Genomic DNA, 15,207 nt, shown 5'->3' on the forward strand with positions numbered 1-15,207 from the left:
TATGAATCCCGAACATGAACCCATCATCCAGATGAAAAACATCGAAAAGCACTTCGGCAGCGTGATCGCGCTGGCGGGTGTCTCGGTGGACGTGTTTCCCGGTGAATGTCACTGCCTTCTCGGCGACAACGGTGCGGGCAAGTCGACCTTCATCAAAACCATGTCGGGCGTGCACCAGCCTACGCACGGAGAGATTCTGTTCGAAGGCCACCCCATGCATTTCGCCGACCCGCGTGATGCCATCGAGGCCGGGATCGCAACCGTGCACCAGCATCTGGCCATGATCCCGTTGATGTCGGTCTCGCGCAACTTCTTCATGGGCAATGAGCCGGTAAAGAAGGTCGGACCTCTTCACTTTTTTGATCATGACTATGCCAACAAGGTCACGATGGAAGAGATGAAGAAAATGGGGATCAACCTGCGCGGACCCGATCAGGCGGTGGGCACGCTGTCAGGTGGTGAACGCCAGACCGTCGCCATCGCGCGGGCGGTGCATTTCGGCGCGAAGGTTCTGATCTTGGATGAACCGACCTCGGCCCTTGGGGTGCGCCAAACAGCCAACGTTCTGGCGACCATCGACAAGGTGCGCAAGCAGGGTATTGCAGTGGTCTTTATTACTCATAACGTCCGCCATGCGTTGGCAGTGGGGGACCGGTTCACGGTACTCAACCGCGGTCAAACGCTGGGTACGGCGCAGCGTGGCCAGATCACCCCGGAAGAGCTGCAGGACCTGATGGCCGGTGGTCAGGAGATGGTCGAGCTTGAAGGCAGTCTGGGCGGAACCGTCTGATACTTTTTTGCCCCGCTGGCTGTGCTGGCGGGGTGACTACTTCTTCTCGAAGTACAATATGACTTCACCCAGCCTTACGCCAAAACGCGAAACATAGGCTCGGTTCAATAACCGGTCATCCGACAACAACCACATCCAGTCATCGAAATTGACACGCATTGTGCCGTCTTTGACGGGCAGGTCGATTTTGTACTTCCAGTTAAACGTATCGCCTCTTTCGACCCCACTGGCTGTGCCCAGCACACCGGGAGCGGTGCCGGTCCAGGTGTCATCGCCGGTCTTGGTCAGGGTCCAGATCCTTTGTTCGGTCGCACCATCGTCATAGACGAAATCTTCGACAAGCGTCAGAGTCTCTCCGTCCCATGTGCCGTCAATATCGACCTGGAAGCGACGCGGGACATTACCTAGTACATCCTGAAACTGACCATAAGCGACAGTCTTACCTTCGAAGAACTCTTCAAGGTTCAGCTGACGATCTGACAGAAACGATTTTGGTATACGCGGTTTGGCCGAGCATGCGGCGAGGATGGCCAACCCCGCGATCGCGACACCTGCAATAAGGGTACGGCGGGCGATCATTGCAAAACCCTCAGCTCAGAGTCTGTATCGTGGCCGTTTGCGCCATGCAGCTGGGTGGATTTCACTTCAGGCGCAGGGCGCATCGTGGCGACCAGCTCGGCCACCTTGATCCCGAATTTTCGCATCTCGGACCGGTTCATGATTACACCGTTCTCCGTCAGATACATCCAGTCGGTCACATCCAGTGTATGCCCGCCCGCGTCCTCGGGCAGGATGATGCGATAGGTCAGCTTGACGGTTGAGCCCGAAATCACGCCTTTGCCCTCGCCGACAATATCGTCCGCTGTTGCGGTGAAAGTGTTGCCCGTGCCCAACGTCAGATGCCATTTGCGGGTCATCTGTTTGCCGTTGGAATAAGTGAAATACTCGGAAAGCGTACCGGTGTTGCCATCCCATTCGCCGACCATACGCGCGACAAAGCTGTTCGACATCTTGCCGTTAGGGCCATAGATCAGCCCTTCCGACAGGATCTCTCCATTCAGGTTCTTCTTCAGCGAAAACTCAGGCCCGGTTCCGCTGTAGTCGGAAGGTGATTGCGAGCGGAAACTGAGGAACCGGTTCTTCACAGCAAACAGCGCAAAAATCGCAAGCAGACAGATCAGGAGCGTTTTCATTTGGCAGAGACCTCTGTCGGGAGGGTCAGGACCATGCCAAACGCTCCGAGTTTCAAGATGCAGGGCAGCACCGCATAGGCGAGGGTGAGTGTATTCAAAGCCTCGGCAGAATTGGCCTGTCCAGGTGTAAAGCCGCTGCGTTCCAGTAGCGGCAGTGTGAAAAAGGCGGCCAGAGCTAGACCCAGCTTACCTGCGAAAGACCAGATGCCGAACGCAGCAGATGCGTTCAGCCCGGCCCGGGTCAGTACGACCGAGAACATTGCGGGCAGGACAACCATGTCCGCCCCAAGCGCCGCGCCGGATGCGAGGCATATGATGGCGAAACCGACGAGATTCCCAGGGGCTAGAAGAGCGGCCCCGACAAAGCCGAGAATGGCCAGCGGCATGGCGATCATCAGAGTCTGTTTCGGGCCAATCCGATTGCTGAGCCTGGCCCAGAACGGAACGCTGAGCCCGGCGCTGAGGAAGAACAGGATCAGCAATGGCCCCGCTTTGCCTGGCAGTTGCAGCCGATCTTCAACAAAGAACAGAAACAGGGTCGAGGTGATGGCGACGGGCAGGCTGTTGACCAACGCAAGGGCAAGCAGACGTAAAGCCCCAGCCTGTCCTAGGCCTGCAAAGGACAGCCCTTGACCGGTGATCGGCGTGCGTCGCCACATTGGCAGGGTAACAGCCAGAGTCACAACGCTCAGAAGCCCGAGAAACATTCCAAAGGCCGGATACCCCTGCGCGGCTGCGCCGAGCGCCACGAACACAGCGGGTGCTGCGGCTGCTATGATAACTCCGGTCAGTTGTCCGCCTTCGCGGAAGGCGGCCAGTGTCATCAGTTCCTTCGCGCTAGCCTGTTTCGCCAGCGTGGCGCTGCGGCCATAAAGCAAGATGGTCCCGAGGCTGTAGGCCGAGAATAACAGGATCAGAATAGACACTAATATGGTGATACTTGCCCCTTCTGGCAAACCAAACAGCAATGGGAATCCAATCGCCAGACCCAGCGCAGAGGCGGCGGCAAACAACATTTGCCCACCGGGCCAGCGATCAATGGCCCAGCCAATCAGTGGATCTTGCACTAGATCGACCAGCCGGATGACCAGCAGAATGGTGCCAATCACCCCCAGCCCGATACCGAGATTCACGGCGGCAAAGCGCGGCAGGTGGATGTAAAGCGGGATACCTGCTGCAGCAAGCATCAGCGCATAGAGGCTGACACGCGGGTACAGCATCACTGCCCCTTCAACTGCTGTGTGAACGAGGCGGATCGTGTATTGTTACCCAGAAAAATTGACATGAAGCTGCGTGTGATACCCGGATTTGTCAGGGTGCAGGTTTTGCTTCCGTTGCGCCAGAAGCTGACGTTGTTGGGGCCTTGCGCGATGGCCAGGTAGCTATCGCCTTTGCTGACCGCCTGAAAACAGCCCTGCAATTGGGCTTCCGTCGGCGCAGGATTGCCTTGTCGGGCCATCTCTTCCCGGGTCGACTCGACCAGCGCTTTTTGTTTCAGGTTTTTTCGATAGGTCAATTGTAGGCCGAAATTCTCGTTCCAGCTGAATGCGGCACCGCCGGGCGTGTAAAGCTTGGCGTCATAGAGCGGCAGCCCCAGAAAACGGAATGTCCCGGTGCCGCGCAGCTTAGGGTCTTTGATTGCATCCGACAAAGGCGAAGCCGCCAGTCCGCCGGGGACCATCAGCGCCAGTGACAGCAGCGCAGCGCAACAGGTTCTATACGCTGGCCGAAACAGCGAGGTCCGTTTCAGGGATACCATTGTCAGCTCCGATGCTCTGCGGGATGGCGGTGAGGCGCTCGACAACATGCATTGCGCTGGCAATCCCGTCTTCGTGGAAACCATGCCGGTTATACGCCCCGGCAAACCAGGTTCGGTTCTGTCCCTGCATCTCGCGGATTTGCCCTTGCGCGCGCAAGGCGGCTTTGTCGAACACCGGATGGCCGAACTCGACCTCGTCATAGATTTTGTCCGCGGGAATGTCTGATGCGGCGTTCAGGGTCACAAACAGTGGGTCACTGTCGGGGATATTCTGAAGCCGATTCATCCAATATGTGACCCCAACATTGCCCTTTTGCGATCGATAGGTCCAACTGGACCAGCAAGCACGCCGCCTGGGCATTTGGCGGGGATCACAGTGCAGGATAGCTTTGTTCGGTTGATATCTAATCGCGCCGAGCGCAGCTTTTTCCGCTTCGGTCGCTGCATCACCCAAGATGGCGAGAGACTGATCGGAATGGGTTGCCAGTATGATTTCGTCAAACAGAGCGGCCTCACCTCCTGCATGGACGGTGACGCCCAGATCATGCCGCTCGATCCGCTGCACGGGTGCGGACAGTCTGATGTCAGCACCGCGCGCACGTAGCGCAGTTTCGATCCGGCGGACATATTCGATGCTGCCGCCTTTCACGGTGTACCACTGGTGCTGATTGGCACGGCCCGAGGCCAGCAGCGCGTGATTGCGGAAGAACTGCACCAGCGAGCGGGCTGGGAACTGATCGACGAACTCGACCGGAGTTGACCAGATCGCGCCGCACATCGGCATCAGATAATTGTGCCGGAACCAGTGGCCGAGACGCAGCTGATCCACAAGCTCACCGATCGTGGTGTCGTCGTCCTGCGCGGCTTCGGGGGCCTCTTTGCCAAACCGCAGGATATCGGCGATCATCTTGTAATAGGCTGGACGCGCGAGGTTGCGCTTTTGCGCGGTCAAAGTGCGCAGATTGTTCAACCCATATTCGATGCGGCCATTGTCGATAGTTGCACCAAAGCTCATCTCACTTTTGGTGACCGGCACGTTCAGCTCATCAAACAGCCGGGTCAAATAGGGGTATGTGACATAGTTGAAGACGATGAAACCGGTATCTACCGGCTGATCTCCGTTCTTTCCGGCCATCACCGTGCGGGCGTGGCCGCCCAGTCGGGGCTCAGCCTCGAACACGGTTATATCGTTGTCTTCGGAAAGGTAATAAGCTGCGGAGAGACCTGAAATGCCTGCGCCTATGACTGCGATTTTCTTGCGTACGCCCCGGGTTTCGTCGAACATTCCATCCTCGTTATTCGGTATTTACAACAAGATACGCAGGGAATGAGCCTTTGGATCAACCGCATTAGAAGTTTTTTTCCGACGCGCTATGTAGTGTTATCTGGCCGAATGCTACGAGCGCTGGGCGTGATCCATTGCTGCTGTCAGAACGTATTCGTCCTAGTAGTACGAAAAAAGACTTACGCATGAGCAGTTTTGACGGAAAAACCTATTGGATCATTGGCGCCAGCGAAGGGCTGGGCCGTTGCTTGGCCGAAAAGCTGAGCCGCGAAGGCGCGCATTTGATCCTTTCTGCTCGCAATGCCGAGCGATTGGATGAAATCTGTGGCACCTTGCCTAATGCACGTGCTGTACCGATGGATGTTACTGATCTCGACACTGTGCGCCGCGCTGTGGTGGAGGCTGGCTCAATTGACGCGCTTGTCTACAACGCAGGCGCCTATGAGCCGATCAGTACGTCAGATTGGGACACCGATGCCGCTTTGGCGATAAGCGATGTGAACTATTCCGGTGCGCTTCGGGTGTTGGGTGAAACCGTCCCAGGATTTGTGGGCTCAGGCAGTGGTGATATCACGCTGATCGGGTCGCTTGCCGGTTATCATGGGCTTCCCAATGCGATCTCGTACGGGGCCAGCAAGGCTGCGCTGATCTCGCTGGCCGAGACCATGCGGCACGATCTGACAGGGTCAGGCGTGACGGTGCGCATTGTCAATCCGGGGTTCATCAAGACCCGTCTGACCGACAAGAACAGTTTCAAAATGCCGATGCTGATGACACCCGAAGATGCGGCCGATCGCGTATTGCGCGCCATGTCCCGTCGCCGGTTTCGAACCGATTTCCCGATACCGTTCTCATGGGTTGTGCGCTTGATCGATTATTTGCCCGATATTCTGGTGTACCGGGGAAAGTGACCCTATCCGCAAGTAAGCCTCTGAATTGTGCCTGCGCCGTTCACATAAACGTTCAGCCGGTCGATGCGATAATCCTGCGTGGCAATATCATCCGGGCCCAGAACGCGCGACCGTTCAGGCAGTTGGGCTTGTATGGTTGAAACCGGCTCACCAATGGTGTTCGCAAACGGTTCTCCCTTACAAAATGCAAGATCAACCGGTGCCTCCTCTAGTTCAAGCGCCGCGTCCTGCGGTGCAGAGGTCTCAGAACATGCGGTCAGAAGAATTAGGATCGGAAATAAACGGTACATTGGCGCAGGGCTTTCTGGTGATGTCGTTTCTGAAATATCAAAGATTTAGCCAACCTGTCATGAAAGCGCAGTTGAAAAAACCCTGTATTTGACGCAGGGTCGGGCAAAACAGACAGGGAGACAAGCACCATGCGTACCCGTGCCGCCGTCGCCGTTCAGGCAGGCAAACCTTTGGAAGTGATGGACGTAAACCTTGAAGGCCCCAAAGCGGGCGAGGTTCTGGTCGAGATCAAGGCGACAGGCATTTGCCATACCGATGAATTCACCCTGTCGGGCGCCGACCCTGAAGGCTTGTTTCCCGCCATTCTGGGCCATGAAGGCGCAGGTGTCGTGCTTGAGGTCGGCCCGGGTGTAACCAGCCTGAAACCCGGCGATCACGTCATCCCGCTCTATACGCCCGAGTGTCGTGAGTGCGAATACTGCCTGCATCCCAAGACCAACCTGTGCCAGGCAATTCGCGAAACCCAAGGCCAGGGCCTCATGCCGGATGGCACCTCGCGTTTTTCTACGTTGGATGGCGATCCGATCCTGCACTACATGGGCTGCTCGACCTTCTCGAACCATACGGTTCTGCCTGAAATCGCGCTCGCCAAAGTGCGTGAGGACGCGCCCTTTGACAAGATCTGCTATATCGGCTGCGGCGTGACCACCGGAATTGGCGCGGTGATCAACACTGCAAAAGTAGAAATTGGCAGCCGTGCCATCGTGTTCGGTTTGGGCGGTATCGGCCTGAACGTGATTCAGGGCCTGCGTCTGGCTGGCGCGGATCAGATCGTGGGCGTTGATTTGAATCCAGCCAAGGTGGAAATGGCGACCAAGTTCGGCATGACGGATTTCGTGAACCCCTCTGAGGTCGAAGGTGATCTGGTGCCGTATCTGGTCAACCTGACCAAGGGCGGCGCGGATTATACCTTTGACGCCACAGGCAATGTCGGCGTAATGCGAGCGGCACTGGAATCGGCTCACAAGGGCTGGGGTGAATCGATCATCATCGGTGTGGCACCTGCGGGCGCTGAAATCTCGACTCGTCCATTCCAACTGGTAACAGGCCGCTCATGGCGTGGCACCGCGTTTGGCGGAGCGCGTGGACGCACCGACGTCCCGAAAATCGTGGATTGGTACATGGACGGGAAGATCGAGATCGACCCCATGATTACCCACACCATGGGCCTGGATGACATCAACCACGGTTTCGACCTGATGCATAAGGGCGAGAGTATCCGATCAGTGGTCGTCTACTAAGGCTCTATAAGGGCTGAAATGGATTGCACGGCGCGCTGCAATGCGCGCCGTTTCTTATTCTCCGGGCCTCGTCGCTCCAGTATCTGACCGGGGCGACCTGACGCGCAGCACAGGCGTATTAGCAGAGGTAGTATTTGATCGGCTCTCTCGCCAAACCACGAAAACACCTGATGCGATGATGATACTTGCGCCAACGGCGACCCAGATATCCGGGTGCTCGCCAAAGAAAATCACGCCGAAGATCGTGGCCCAGATGATCTGGCTGTATTGACTGGGGGCAATGACGCCGGCGGGGGCGGCGCGATAAGCAAGGATGATCAGGTGCTGTGCGATTACCGAGAACACCCCGACAAACGCCATCATCGCCAGATGCAGCAATGATGGTGGTTGATAAACTGCCGGTTGGGCGACGCTCATGACGGCGATGGCCAGCAGCATAGGATAAAGGATCAGGACGGCAGAGCGTTCTTCATTCCCGATTTTGCGGACAAGAACCGAAGCAAATGCGCTGCAGAAGGCTGCTGCCAGGGCCGCTAAATGGCCCAGGGTGATTTCGGTCGCGCCAGGGCGCAGGACGATCAGGACGCCGATCAGGCCGACGCCCACGGCCGCCCACCTTTGGGCTCGGACCACCTCACCCAGAATCGGAATCGACAGAACAGTTACGATCAGCGGGAAGGAAAATAGCAGGGAATAGACTTCGGCCAGCGGCAGCACCGAAAAAGCGTAGAAGGCACAAGACATGGCCATGATCATCGTCGCTGATCGCAACAGCACCAACCACGGATGCCGCGGCAGGAAATTCCCAGTGGTCCGATCGGCCAGAATTGTTACTGCCATAGGGACAAAGGAAAACAGCGTCGCAAAGAAGATGATCTGCAAAACCGAATAGGTGCCACCCAGCACCTTGATCAGCACGTCATGCGTCGCGAAGACGGCAAAGCCTAAGAACGCAAAGGCAAGCCCACGAAGGGTGGAGTTCTGAGCGCTCATGACAAAAGCCTCAATCATAGATGGATCGTTTGGGGTGTTTGATGTTTGCTTAGACCCAAATTGGTCTGACGGGTAGCCCTTATTTTATCGCTAACATTCTTTTGCAAGCAGGGTTGCAGATTTTGCAATACGCAGGAAACGGGTCGAGTCCAAAACAAGCGATTGCCATGATCATCTCAAATCAAGGAGAAACATCATGCACGGAATTTCAGCCCTACCAACACAGCAGGTTCAGGCATATCGCGCCGGTGCGCCGGATGGATATGGAAACCCACCGGAGCGTGCGATTTCCAATGGGGCGGGCAACCCATGCCGACATTGTTTGAAATACATACCGGAAGGCAAAGAGATGCTGGTGTTGGCGCACCGACCCTTCCCGGAAACGCAGCCTTATGCAGAGACTGGACCGATCTTCCTTTGTGCCGACCCCTGCGCGCGCTATGAAAGTGAGGATGTGCTGCCCGAGGCGTTGACCGACTCGCCCAACTACCTGATCAAAGGGTATGGTCCGGACGACCGAATTGTCTATGGAACCGGGATTATCACCCCGCAGGCGCAGTTGCATGAGGCGGCTGAAAAAATCTTCTCCCGCGTTGATGTCGCTTACATCCACATCCGATCTGCTCTGAACAACTGTTATCACGCACGGATCGATCGTGTCTAAAGCTTGACGCGGTGCATCCCCCGATGTGGTTGGTTCGGGTCGTTGACAGTTGCGTCGTCGACCCGACTGGAGGTCAACGCAAGGAACACATCCTCAAGATCAGCTTCTTCAGTGCGGACGTCCTGGATGCGAATATCGGCCTGACGTACGGATTCCAGCACCTGCTCGGCTGTAGTTAGGTTGCTGTGGTATTGCAGCACAAGGTCGCCGTTCTCACGTTGCGCTGCAATCACGTTATCCGCTACAGGCAGAGTCTGTATGGGGCTATCCGGCACGATCACCATGGTTCGGCTGTCCATGCGGCCCAGCAGATTGGCCGTGCTGTCTTGTGCGATCTTTTCGCCGTGATTGATAATGGCGATCTCGTCACACATCTCTTGCGCTTCTTCCAGATAGTGCGTGGTCAGGATGATGGTCATGCCCTGTTCGTTCAGCTTGCGCACATTGGCCCAAAGCATCTGTCGCAGTTCGATATCCACACCCGCCGTGGGTTCGTCGAGCACCAGAATCTTGGGATGGTGCACCAGCGCCTTGGCCAGCAGCAGACGCCGCCGCATTCCGCCCGAAAGCGTGCGCGCGTAGGCCTCGGCCTTGTCGGCAAGGCCAACGAGGTCGAGGATCTCATCGCTTAGCCGATCAGACTTGGGAACACCGTACAGCCCGGCCTGAACTTCTAATGCGCCTCGAGGTGTAAAGAACGGATCAAGGTTCAATTCCTGAGGCATCACGCCGATGGCGGCGCGGGATTGGCGCGGGTTTTGATCCTGGTCGAAGCCCCAGATCGAGACGCTGCCAGACGTTTTGACCACCAGCCCCGCCAGAATGTTGATCAGGGTCGATTTGCCGGCTCCATTCGGGCCAAGCAGACCGAAAACGGACCCCTGCGGTACCGTCAGGTCGATCCCTTTCAAAGCCTGTTTCTCGGGCTGGCCCTTGCCGCCGCGATAGGTCTTGCGCAGTGATCTGATTGTGATTGCCGCATCGGACATGTGGCCCTTGCCCCCGGTTTGCTCATCGCCCATAAACGCACCTAATACATGCCCGCGAGGCCGACAACCAAAGAAGGATCGCCAGCCGTGACCATCGAAGCGCCGGAAACCAAGATTGTCGAAAATACCCGCGTCGCCTGCGATGGTGGCGAGGGTGCGCTGGGTCATCCGCGCGTCTGGCTGCAGATTCCCGAAGACACTGGTTGGGTCGAGTGCCCCTATTGCGATTGCAAATACGTGCTGCGTGGTGAGGACTCTGGTCAGGACGCGTAAGGGCGATCAGGACGGCAGGCGGTCGTAACTGGCGAGGATGGATAATGCTGTTCACAGCCAAAACGATTGACCTTTCCGACAGCCAGCCAATCGCGAACGGGACTGTGCGCAGTGTCTATGACTTTCCCGGTCATCCTGACCTTCTGATCAAAGTTTTTACCCGGTCCCAAGATCGTGTCTCGCACAGGCTTGGCAAGCGACTGGCATGGAAACTGTTCCCCGAGGCGCAGTATCGCAGCACGCTAAAAGAGCTGGAATGCGAGCTGCGGGTATCGCTGAAACTCGGGACAGAAATTGAGCGTTCACCCCTGTCCAGGATGTTGGGCGTGGTTCAGACGACGCATGGGGCGGGGGTTGTGGTTGAGCGCATTTCTGGCCTTGATGGCGGGCTTGCACCAAAGCTGTATGAAGTCTGCCGTAGTGGATTGGACGCCCCGGTTTTAGATGCGCTGAATGCATTCGTCGGGCAGATGTTTGACCTTCACATCGTCGCCCGCGACGTCAAAAGTTCGAATATTGTCTTCGGGACAAGGGGCGCTGGTCCGGCCTGTTTCCTGATCGATGGATATGGTGAGCGGAACCTCATCCCACTGCGCAGCCTGTCCCAACGTCTGAATGATCGCTCGCTGAACAAACAATTCGCGTTGATCGCGCAAAAAGCAGGTTTGGCTTGGAATGCGGATAAGCGCACTTTTTCGAATAGCTAAGACCAGACCACGGGCAAATTAGGTCGCAACGAATTGGCCAGGTGGCCTCGTCTTTCGTGCAGCCCTTATGTACAACTTGGCGCAACCCAGCGCAGGAGCCTCATATGACCACCACCCAATTCGGAAAAGGCTGCCATCTGCATCTGATTGATGGATCAGCCTTTATCTTCCGCGCCTATCACGCTTTACCGCCGTTGACGCGGAAATCGGATGGGCTACCAATTGGGGCGGTATCGGGGTTCTGCAATATGCTGCAGAAATATGTCGAAGGGAACGCCGGGCCGGATGCGCCGACCCATGTTGCGGTGATCTTCGACAAGGGCTCGCATACGTTCCGTAATGATCTGTATGATCTCTACAAGGCCAACCGTGAAGCGATGCCTGAGGATTTGCGCCCGCAAATGCCGCTGACTCGCGAAGCCACCAAAGCGTTCAACATCGCCTGCAAAGAACTTGAAGGCTATGAAGCCGACGACATTATCGCGACCCTCGCCGTTCAGGCACGTGAGGCCGGTGGGCGGGTGACCATTGTCAGTTCTGACAAAGACCTGATGCAGCTTGTGGGTGGCGGTGTCGAGATGCTGGATGCGATGAAGAACAAGCGCGTCGATCGCGACGGGGTGGTTGAGAAGTTCGGCGTCGGGCCCGAGCGGGTTGTCGATGTGCAGGCTTTGGCCGGGGATTCGGTGGATAACGTACCGGGCGCTCCGGGCATTGGTGTGAAGACGGCGGCGCTGTTGATCAATGAATATGGCGATCTGGAAACCTTGCTGGATCGCGCTGAAGAGATCAAACAGCCCAAGCGCCGCCAGACTCTGATCGAAAAGCGCGACCAGATCGAGCTTTCGAAGAAACTTGTGCAATTGGATGAAAACACACCGTTGGATTTCACTCTGGATGACCTTGAGGTGAAGGATCCCGATGCTGAGACTTTGATGAAGTTTCTGGCAGAGATGGAATTTCGTACGCTTACCAAACGCATTGCTGACAAGCTGGGCGTCGAGTCCCCCGTCATCCCCGAGATAACCACGCCTGAGGCGGAGTCACAGGCCGAAGACGTCCCATTTGATGCATCGAAATACGAATGCGTGCGCGATGCAGCGGCATTGCAGAAATGGATCGATCAGGCCTACGAGCGCGGCTGGGTTGCGGTGGATACCGAGACCACCGGCTTGAATGAGATGATCGCCGATTTGGTCGGGATTTCGCTATGTGTCGAGGCGGGTGAGGCTTGTTACATCCCGTTGACTCACCGTGAAAGCGCGACCGATGATCTGTTCGGATCGGATGCGCTGGCCGATGGACAGATGCCGCTGGATGCGGCTCTAAACTTGCTGAAACCGATGTTTGAGGATCCGTCGATCCTGAAGATCGGACAGAACATGAAATACGATGCCAAAATCTTTAAGCGATATGGCGTCGACGTCGCCCCCATCGACGACACGATGCTGATGTCCTACGCCATGCATGGCGGTGAGCATGGGCATGGCATGGATACGCTATCTGAACGCTATCTGAGCCATACGCCGATTCCCATCAAACCTCTGCTTGGCTCGGGCAAGTCTGCAATCACTTTCGACAAGGTGCCGATTGACGAGGCCACGGCCTACGCTGCCGAGGATGCGGACATCACCCTTCGCCTGTGGAAATTGTTCAAGCCGCAGTTGCATCAGGTGCAGGTGACGACGGTGTATGAAACACTTGAACGTCCATTGGTGCCGGTTCTCAAAGAAATGGAGATGCATGGCATCAAGGTCGATCGCGATGTTCTCAGCCGAATGTCAAATGCATTTGCGCAGAAGATGGCCGGATTAGAGGCTGAAATCCACGAATTGGCGGGTGAGAACTTTAACGTCGGTTCGCCAGCGCAACTGGGTGAAATCCTGTTCGACAAAATGGGGCTTGAGGGCGGCAAGAAGGGCAAGACCGGGAAGTACTCGACCGGGGCGGACATTCTTGAGGACCTTGCGACCGAACATGAACTGCCGCGCCGGGTGCTGGACTGGCGGCAACTCTCCAAGCTGAAATCGACCTATACGGACGCGCTGCAGACCCATATCAATCCTGATACGGGCCGGGTGCATACGTCATATTCGATTACGGGGGCGAATACGGGCCGTTTGGCCTCGACCGATCCGAACCTGCAAAACATTCCGGTGCGGACTGAGGAAGGTCGGCGCATACGTGAGGCGTTCATTGCCGAGCCGGGCAATGTGCTGGTCAGCCTTGATTACAGCCAGATTGAGCTTCGGATACTGGCCCATATCGCCGATATTCCGACCCTGAAACAGGCGTTTGCGGATGGATTGGACATTCACGCAATGACAGCGTCCGAGATGTTTGATGTTCCGTTGGACGAGATGACGCCGGATATCCGTCGTCAGGCCAAGGCGATCAACTTTGGTGTGATCTACGGCATTTCGGGCTTTGGGTTGGCGCGCAATCTGCGCATTCCCCGGGCGGATGCGCAGGGTTTCATCGATCGCTATTTCGAACGTTTCCCGGGCATCCGGCGCTATATGGACGACACGATCGCGTTTGCCAAAGAGAATGGCTATGTCCAGACCCTGTTCGGCCGGAAAATCCATACACCCGAGATCAATGCCAAGGGGCCGCATGCGGGGTTCTCGCGTCGTGCTGCGATCAATGCTCCGATCCAAGGGACGGCAGCAGATGTGATCCGGCGCGCGATGGTGAGGATGCCGGATGCGATCAACGGCTTGCCCGCCAAGATGCTGTTGCAGGTGCATGACGAGCTGCTGTTCGAAGTGGCTGAAGAGGCTGTGGATCAAACCATTTCGGTCGCGCGCGCGGTGATGGAAGGGGCGGCTGATCCGGCAGTGAAGCTGGATATCAAGCTGGTCGCGGATGCCGGACAAGGCGCGAACTGGGCCGAGGCCCATTAGGGGCGGCGCTGCTCATCAAGCCCTGCGGGCCCTCTTTGCAGCGGGTCAGGCTTCTGGCCTGACCAGGCGGGCGATCAGGCGTTTTACGAAAGGGCCCAGCGTCAGGATGACGGAAAAGGCGATAGGCCAGCAAAAGGCCCAAGAGGCCATCCAGTCTCCGAGTGTTGAAGGGCTGAAGCCGATAGCTTTGAGCGTGGCTATGCCGGTGACGACGCAGGACATCAGGCCGGACATGATCAAGGCGAACAGGGCATTGGCATAGCGGGCAGATATCATGCGAGGCATCCTTGGCGTGTCGATGCCCTCAATTGCGCCATTTCAGTCTGAAAATCCAGCGTTCATGCAGGGTTTAATACTGTATCCAAGCCAGTGAGTCCTCAGTCCGCCGGGTTGAGGGGTTGTATTCGGCGCTGACCCAGCCGCTGTAATCCGACTGGTCCATCGCAGCAAACAACGCGGCAAAGTCCATTGTACCCAGCCCGGGTTCCGAGCGATCCGGCGCAGCCCCGATCTGTGCATGGACAATACGGGGCTGAAAACGGAGCCAAATCGCCAGCGCGTCGCCGTGGATCATCTGCGCATGAAAACTGTCATATTGTAGGCCGACATTTGCGCGGTCGACGCGGTCCAGCACTTCGGCGGCCAGATCATAATTGTTCAGGAAGTAACCGGGTTGCGATACGGGGTTGAGCGGTTCGATTGTAAACCGCTGTGCCGGCGCGAGGTCGGCGGCCCATTGCAGGTTCTCGACAAAACAACGCAGGGCCTCGGGGCCGGAAGCGTATCCGGCCATAACGTGAATCATCTCTGGCCGCAGCACATCCGCGTAGCGCAGAACGCGCCGGATATCGGACTTAAACCTGTCAGAGCTGCCGGGCATGGCGGCGTAACCCGGTTCACCGCCGGTATAATTCGGGGGCGGGGCGTTGATCAGCACCAGATCAAGCCCGCTGGACAGCAGCGCGCGGCGGGTCTCTTTGGCCGCGAGGTCGTAGGGGAAGAGAATTTCAACAGCCGTAAACCCGGCCTGCGCGGCGGCTTGAAACCGGTCGAGATAGGGCAGTTCTGTAAACAGCAGTGAAAGATTGGCGGCAAATCTGGGCATCGGGCATCCGGTGTCGAACTTTGCAGAGCCTAGCGATCACGACGGCCACGTGAAAGAGACTGAAAACGACAGATTGTCGAAAATCGGCCAGATAAAGGCT

At 56.9% G+C, this 15,207-nt stretch carries 17 protein-coding genes; 7 read left to right on the top strand and 10 right to left on the bottom strand.

Annotated features, from left to right (window positions below):
- The first annotated feature begins 1 nt into the window (after position 1).
- Positions 2-790 carry an ATP-binding cassette domain-containing protein gene (locus ACR0CZ_RS00080; protein ID WP_170395006.1) on the top strand — a complete coding sequence of 263 codons (789 nt, stop codon included), beginning with the start codon at positions 2-4 and terminating at the stop codon, positions 788-790.
- Positions 791-826: 36 nt separating this feature from the next.
- Here the strand turns inward: ACR0CZ_RS00080 and ACR0CZ_RS00085 are convergent, their stop codons facing one another.
- The 5 genes from ACR0CZ_RS00085 to ACR0CZ_RS00105 are packed head-to-tail and all read right to left on the bottom strand — an operon-like array spanning position 827 to position 5,027.
- Positions 827-1,369 (bottom strand): DUF3833 domain-containing protein, encoded by a 543-nt coding sequence (locus tag ACR0CZ_RS00085; RefSeq protein WP_170395003.1) that lies wholly within the window; start codon positions 1,367-1,369, stop codon positions 827-829.
- Complete coding sequence (locus ACR0CZ_RS00090) at positions 1,366-1,983, bottom strand: DUF3833 domain-containing protein (protein ID WP_170395001.1); 618 nt, start codon at positions 1,981-1,983, stop codon at positions 1,366-1,368. Before ACR0CZ_RS00090 ends, ACR0CZ_RS00085 begins: the two co-directional genes overlap by 4 nt.
- Complete coding sequence (locus ACR0CZ_RS00095) at positions 1,980-3,203, bottom strand: MFS transporter (protein WP_170394998.1); 1,224 nt, start codon at positions 3,201-3,203, stop codon at positions 1,980-1,982. The genes ACR0CZ_RS00090 and ACR0CZ_RS00095 overlap by 4 nt, the downstream gene beginning before the upstream one ends.
- A complete protein-coding gene (locus ACR0CZ_RS00100) occupies positions 3,203-3,742 on the bottom strand; it encodes a hypothetical protein (RefSeq protein ID WP_170394996.1) in 540 nt (179 codons plus the stop codon). Before ACR0CZ_RS00100 ends, ACR0CZ_RS00095 begins: the two co-directional genes overlap by 1 nt.
- Positions 3,699-5,027, bottom strand: coding sequence for an FAD-dependent oxidoreductase (locus tag ACR0CZ_RS00105; protein WP_170394992.1), 1,329 nt, complete (start codon positions 5,025-5,027; stop codon positions 3,699-3,701). The genes ACR0CZ_RS00100 and ACR0CZ_RS00105 overlap by 44 nt, the downstream gene beginning before the upstream one ends.
- 185 nt (positions 5,028-5,212) lie before the next feature.
- Here ACR0CZ_RS00105 and ACR0CZ_RS00110 point away from each other — a divergent pair, with 185 nt between their 5' ends.
- Complete coding sequence (locus ACR0CZ_RS00110; protein ID WP_170394989.1) at positions 5,213-5,938, top strand: SDR family NAD(P)-dependent oxidoreductase; 726 nt, start codon at positions 5,213-5,215, stop codon at positions 5,936-5,938.
- Between the two features lie 2 nt (positions 5,939-5,940).
- Here ACR0CZ_RS00110 and ACR0CZ_RS00115 read toward each other — a convergent pair whose 3' ends face one another.
- Complete coding sequence (locus ACR0CZ_RS00115; RefSeq protein WP_170394986.1) at positions 5,941-6,228, bottom strand: I78 family peptidase inhibitor; 288 nt, start codon at positions 6,226-6,228, stop codon at positions 5,941-5,943.
- Positions 6,229-6,357: 129 nt separating this feature from the next.
- Between ACR0CZ_RS00115 and ACR0CZ_RS00120 the strand changes: the two genes are divergently transcribed.
- The gene (locus tag ACR0CZ_RS00120; RefSeq protein ID WP_170394983.1) at positions 6,358-7,470 is read left to right on the top strand and encodes an S-(hydroxymethyl)glutathione dehydrogenase/class III alcohol dehydrogenase; all 1,113 of its coding nucleotides are present in this window, start codon (positions 6,358-6,360) and stop codon (positions 7,468-7,470) included.
- A 54-nt stretch (positions 7,471-7,524) separates the two neighbouring features.
- Here the strand turns inward: ACR0CZ_RS00120 and ACR0CZ_RS00125 are convergent, their stop codons facing one another.
- The gene (locus tag ACR0CZ_RS00125) at positions 7,525-8,463 is read right to left on the bottom strand and encodes a DMT family transporter (protein ID WP_170408579.1); all 939 of its coding nucleotides are present in this window, start codon (positions 8,461-8,463) and stop codon (positions 7,525-7,527) included.
- Positions 8,464-8,659: 196 nt separating this feature from the next.
- On the opposite strand from ACR0CZ_RS00125, the gene ACR0CZ_RS00130 reads away from it, so the two are divergent.
- Positions 8,660-9,127, top strand: a complete 468-nt coding sequence (locus ACR0CZ_RS00130) for a DUF1203 domain-containing protein (protein WP_480537152.1) — start codon at positions 8,660-8,662, stop codon at positions 9,125-9,127.
- On the opposite strand, the gene ACR0CZ_RS00135 is transcribed toward ACR0CZ_RS00130, so the two are convergent.
- Complete coding sequence (locus ACR0CZ_RS00135) at positions 9,124-10,116, bottom strand: ABC transporter ATP-binding protein (protein ID WP_480537158.1); 993 nt, start codon at positions 10,114-10,116, stop codon at positions 9,124-9,126. The two genes, ACR0CZ_RS00130 and ACR0CZ_RS00135, sit on opposite strands and share 4 nt — an antisense overlap.
- A gap of 87 nt (positions 10,117-10,203) precedes the next feature.
- Here ACR0CZ_RS00135 and ACR0CZ_RS00140 point away from each other — a divergent pair, with 87 nt between their 5' ends.
- The 3 genes from ACR0CZ_RS00140 to polA all read left to right on the top strand — a co-directional run bounded on the left by ACR0CZ_RS00140 (position 10,204) and on the right by polA (position 14,002).
- Entirely contained in the window at positions 10,204-10,389 is a 186-nt protein-coding gene (locus tag ACR0CZ_RS00140) for a zinc-finger domain-containing protein (RefSeq protein ID WP_170426216.1), read from the top strand.
- Positions 10,390-10,433: 44 nt separating this feature from the next.
- Positions 10,434-11,096 carry a YrbL family protein gene (locus ACR0CZ_RS00145; protein ID WP_480537151.1) on the top strand — a complete coding sequence of 221 codons (663 nt, stop codon included), beginning with the start codon at positions 10,434-10,436 and terminating at the stop codon, positions 11,094-11,096.
- A gap of 104 nt (positions 11,097-11,200) precedes the next feature.
- Positions 11,201-14,002 carry a DNA polymerase I gene (gene polA / locus ACR0CZ_RS00150; protein ID WP_480537150.1) on the top strand — a complete coding sequence of 934 codons (2,802 nt, stop codon included), beginning with the start codon at positions 11,201-11,203 and terminating at the stop codon, positions 14,000-14,002.
- A gap of 45 nt (positions 14,003-14,047) precedes the next feature.
- Here the strand turns inward: polA and ACR0CZ_RS00155 are convergent, their stop codons facing one another.
- Both ACR0CZ_RS00155 and ACR0CZ_RS00160 read right to left on the bottom strand, forming a co-directional pair.
- A complete protein-coding gene (locus ACR0CZ_RS00155; protein WP_170394965.1) occupies positions 14,048-14,278 on the bottom strand; it encodes a DUF2798 domain-containing protein in 231 nt (76 codons plus the stop codon).
- Positions 14,279-14,351: 73 nt separating this feature from the next.
- Positions 14,352-15,107: a TIM barrel protein gene (locus tag ACR0CZ_RS00160; protein ID WP_170394963.1), complete on the bottom strand. Its 756-nt coding sequence runs from the start codon at positions 15,105-15,107 to the stop codon at positions 14,352-14,354.
- Positions 15,108-15,207 lie beyond the last annotated feature (100 nt).

This window comes from Ruegeria sp. H9, from assembly GCF_056532915.1.

Bases quoted from the DNA above. Each gene is read 5' to 3' on its own strand.
- ACR0CZ_RS00135 (WP_480537158.1), bottom strand. From the start codon at position 10,116: ATGTCCGATGCGGCAATCACAATCAGATCACTGCGCAAGACCTATCGC.
- ACR0CZ_RS00090 (WP_170395001.1), bottom strand. From the start codon at position 1,983: ATGAAAACGCTCCTGATCTGTCTGCTTGCGATTTTTGCGCTGTTTGCT.
- ACR0CZ_RS00120 (WP_170394983.1), top strand. From the start codon at position 6,358: ATGCGTACCCGTGCCGCCGTCGCCGTTCAGGCAGGCAAACCTTTGGAA.
- ACR0CZ_RS00115 (WP_170394986.1), bottom strand. From the start codon at position 6,228: ATGTACCGTTTATTTCCGATCCTAATTCTTCTGACCGCATGTTCTGAG.
- ACR0CZ_RS00160 (WP_170394963.1), bottom strand. From the start codon at position 15,107: ATGCCCAGATTTGCCGCCAATCTTTCACTGCTGTTTACAGAACTGCCC.
- polA (WP_480537150.1), top strand. From the start codon at position 11,201: ATGACCACCACCCAATTCGGAAAAGGCTGCCATCTGCATCTGATTGAT.
- ACR0CZ_RS00130 (WP_480537152.1), top strand. From the start codon at position 8,660: ATGCACGGAATTTCAGCCCTACCAACACAGCAGGTTCAGGCATATCGC.
- ACR0CZ_RS00105 (WP_170394992.1), bottom strand. From the start codon at position 5,027: ATGTTCGACGAAACCCGGGGCGTACGCAAGAAAATCGCAGTCATAGGC.
- ACR0CZ_RS00100 (WP_170394996.1), bottom strand. From the start codon at position 3,742: ATGGTATCCCTGAAACGGACCTCGCTGTTTCGGCCAGCGTATAGAACC.
- ACR0CZ_RS00080 (WP_170395006.1), top strand. From the start codon at position 2: ATGAATCCCGAACATGAACCCATCATCCAGATGAAAAACATCGAAAAG.
- ACR0CZ_RS00155 (WP_170394965.1), bottom strand. From the start codon at position 14,278: ATGATATCTGCCCGCTATGCCAATGCCCTGTTCGCCTTGATCATGTCC.
- ACR0CZ_RS00125 (WP_170408579.1), bottom strand. From the start codon at position 8,463: ATGAGCGCTCAGAACTCCACCCTTCGTGGGCTTGCCTTTGCGTTCTTA.
- ACR0CZ_RS00110 (WP_170394989.1), top strand. From the start codon at position 5,213: ATGAGCAGTTTTGACGGAAAAACCTATTGGATCATTGGCGCCAGCGAA.
- ACR0CZ_RS00095 (WP_170394998.1), bottom strand. From the start codon at position 3,203: ATGCTGTACCCGCGTGTCAGCCTCTATGCGCTGATGCTTGCTGCAGCA.
- ACR0CZ_RS00145 (WP_480537151.1), top strand. From the start codon at position 10,434: ATGCTGTTCACAGCCAAAACGATTGACCTTTCCGACAGCCAGCCAATC.
- ACR0CZ_RS00085 (WP_170395003.1), bottom strand. From the start codon at position 1,369: ATGATCGCCCGCCGTACCCTTATTGCAGGTGTCGCGATCGCGGGGTTG.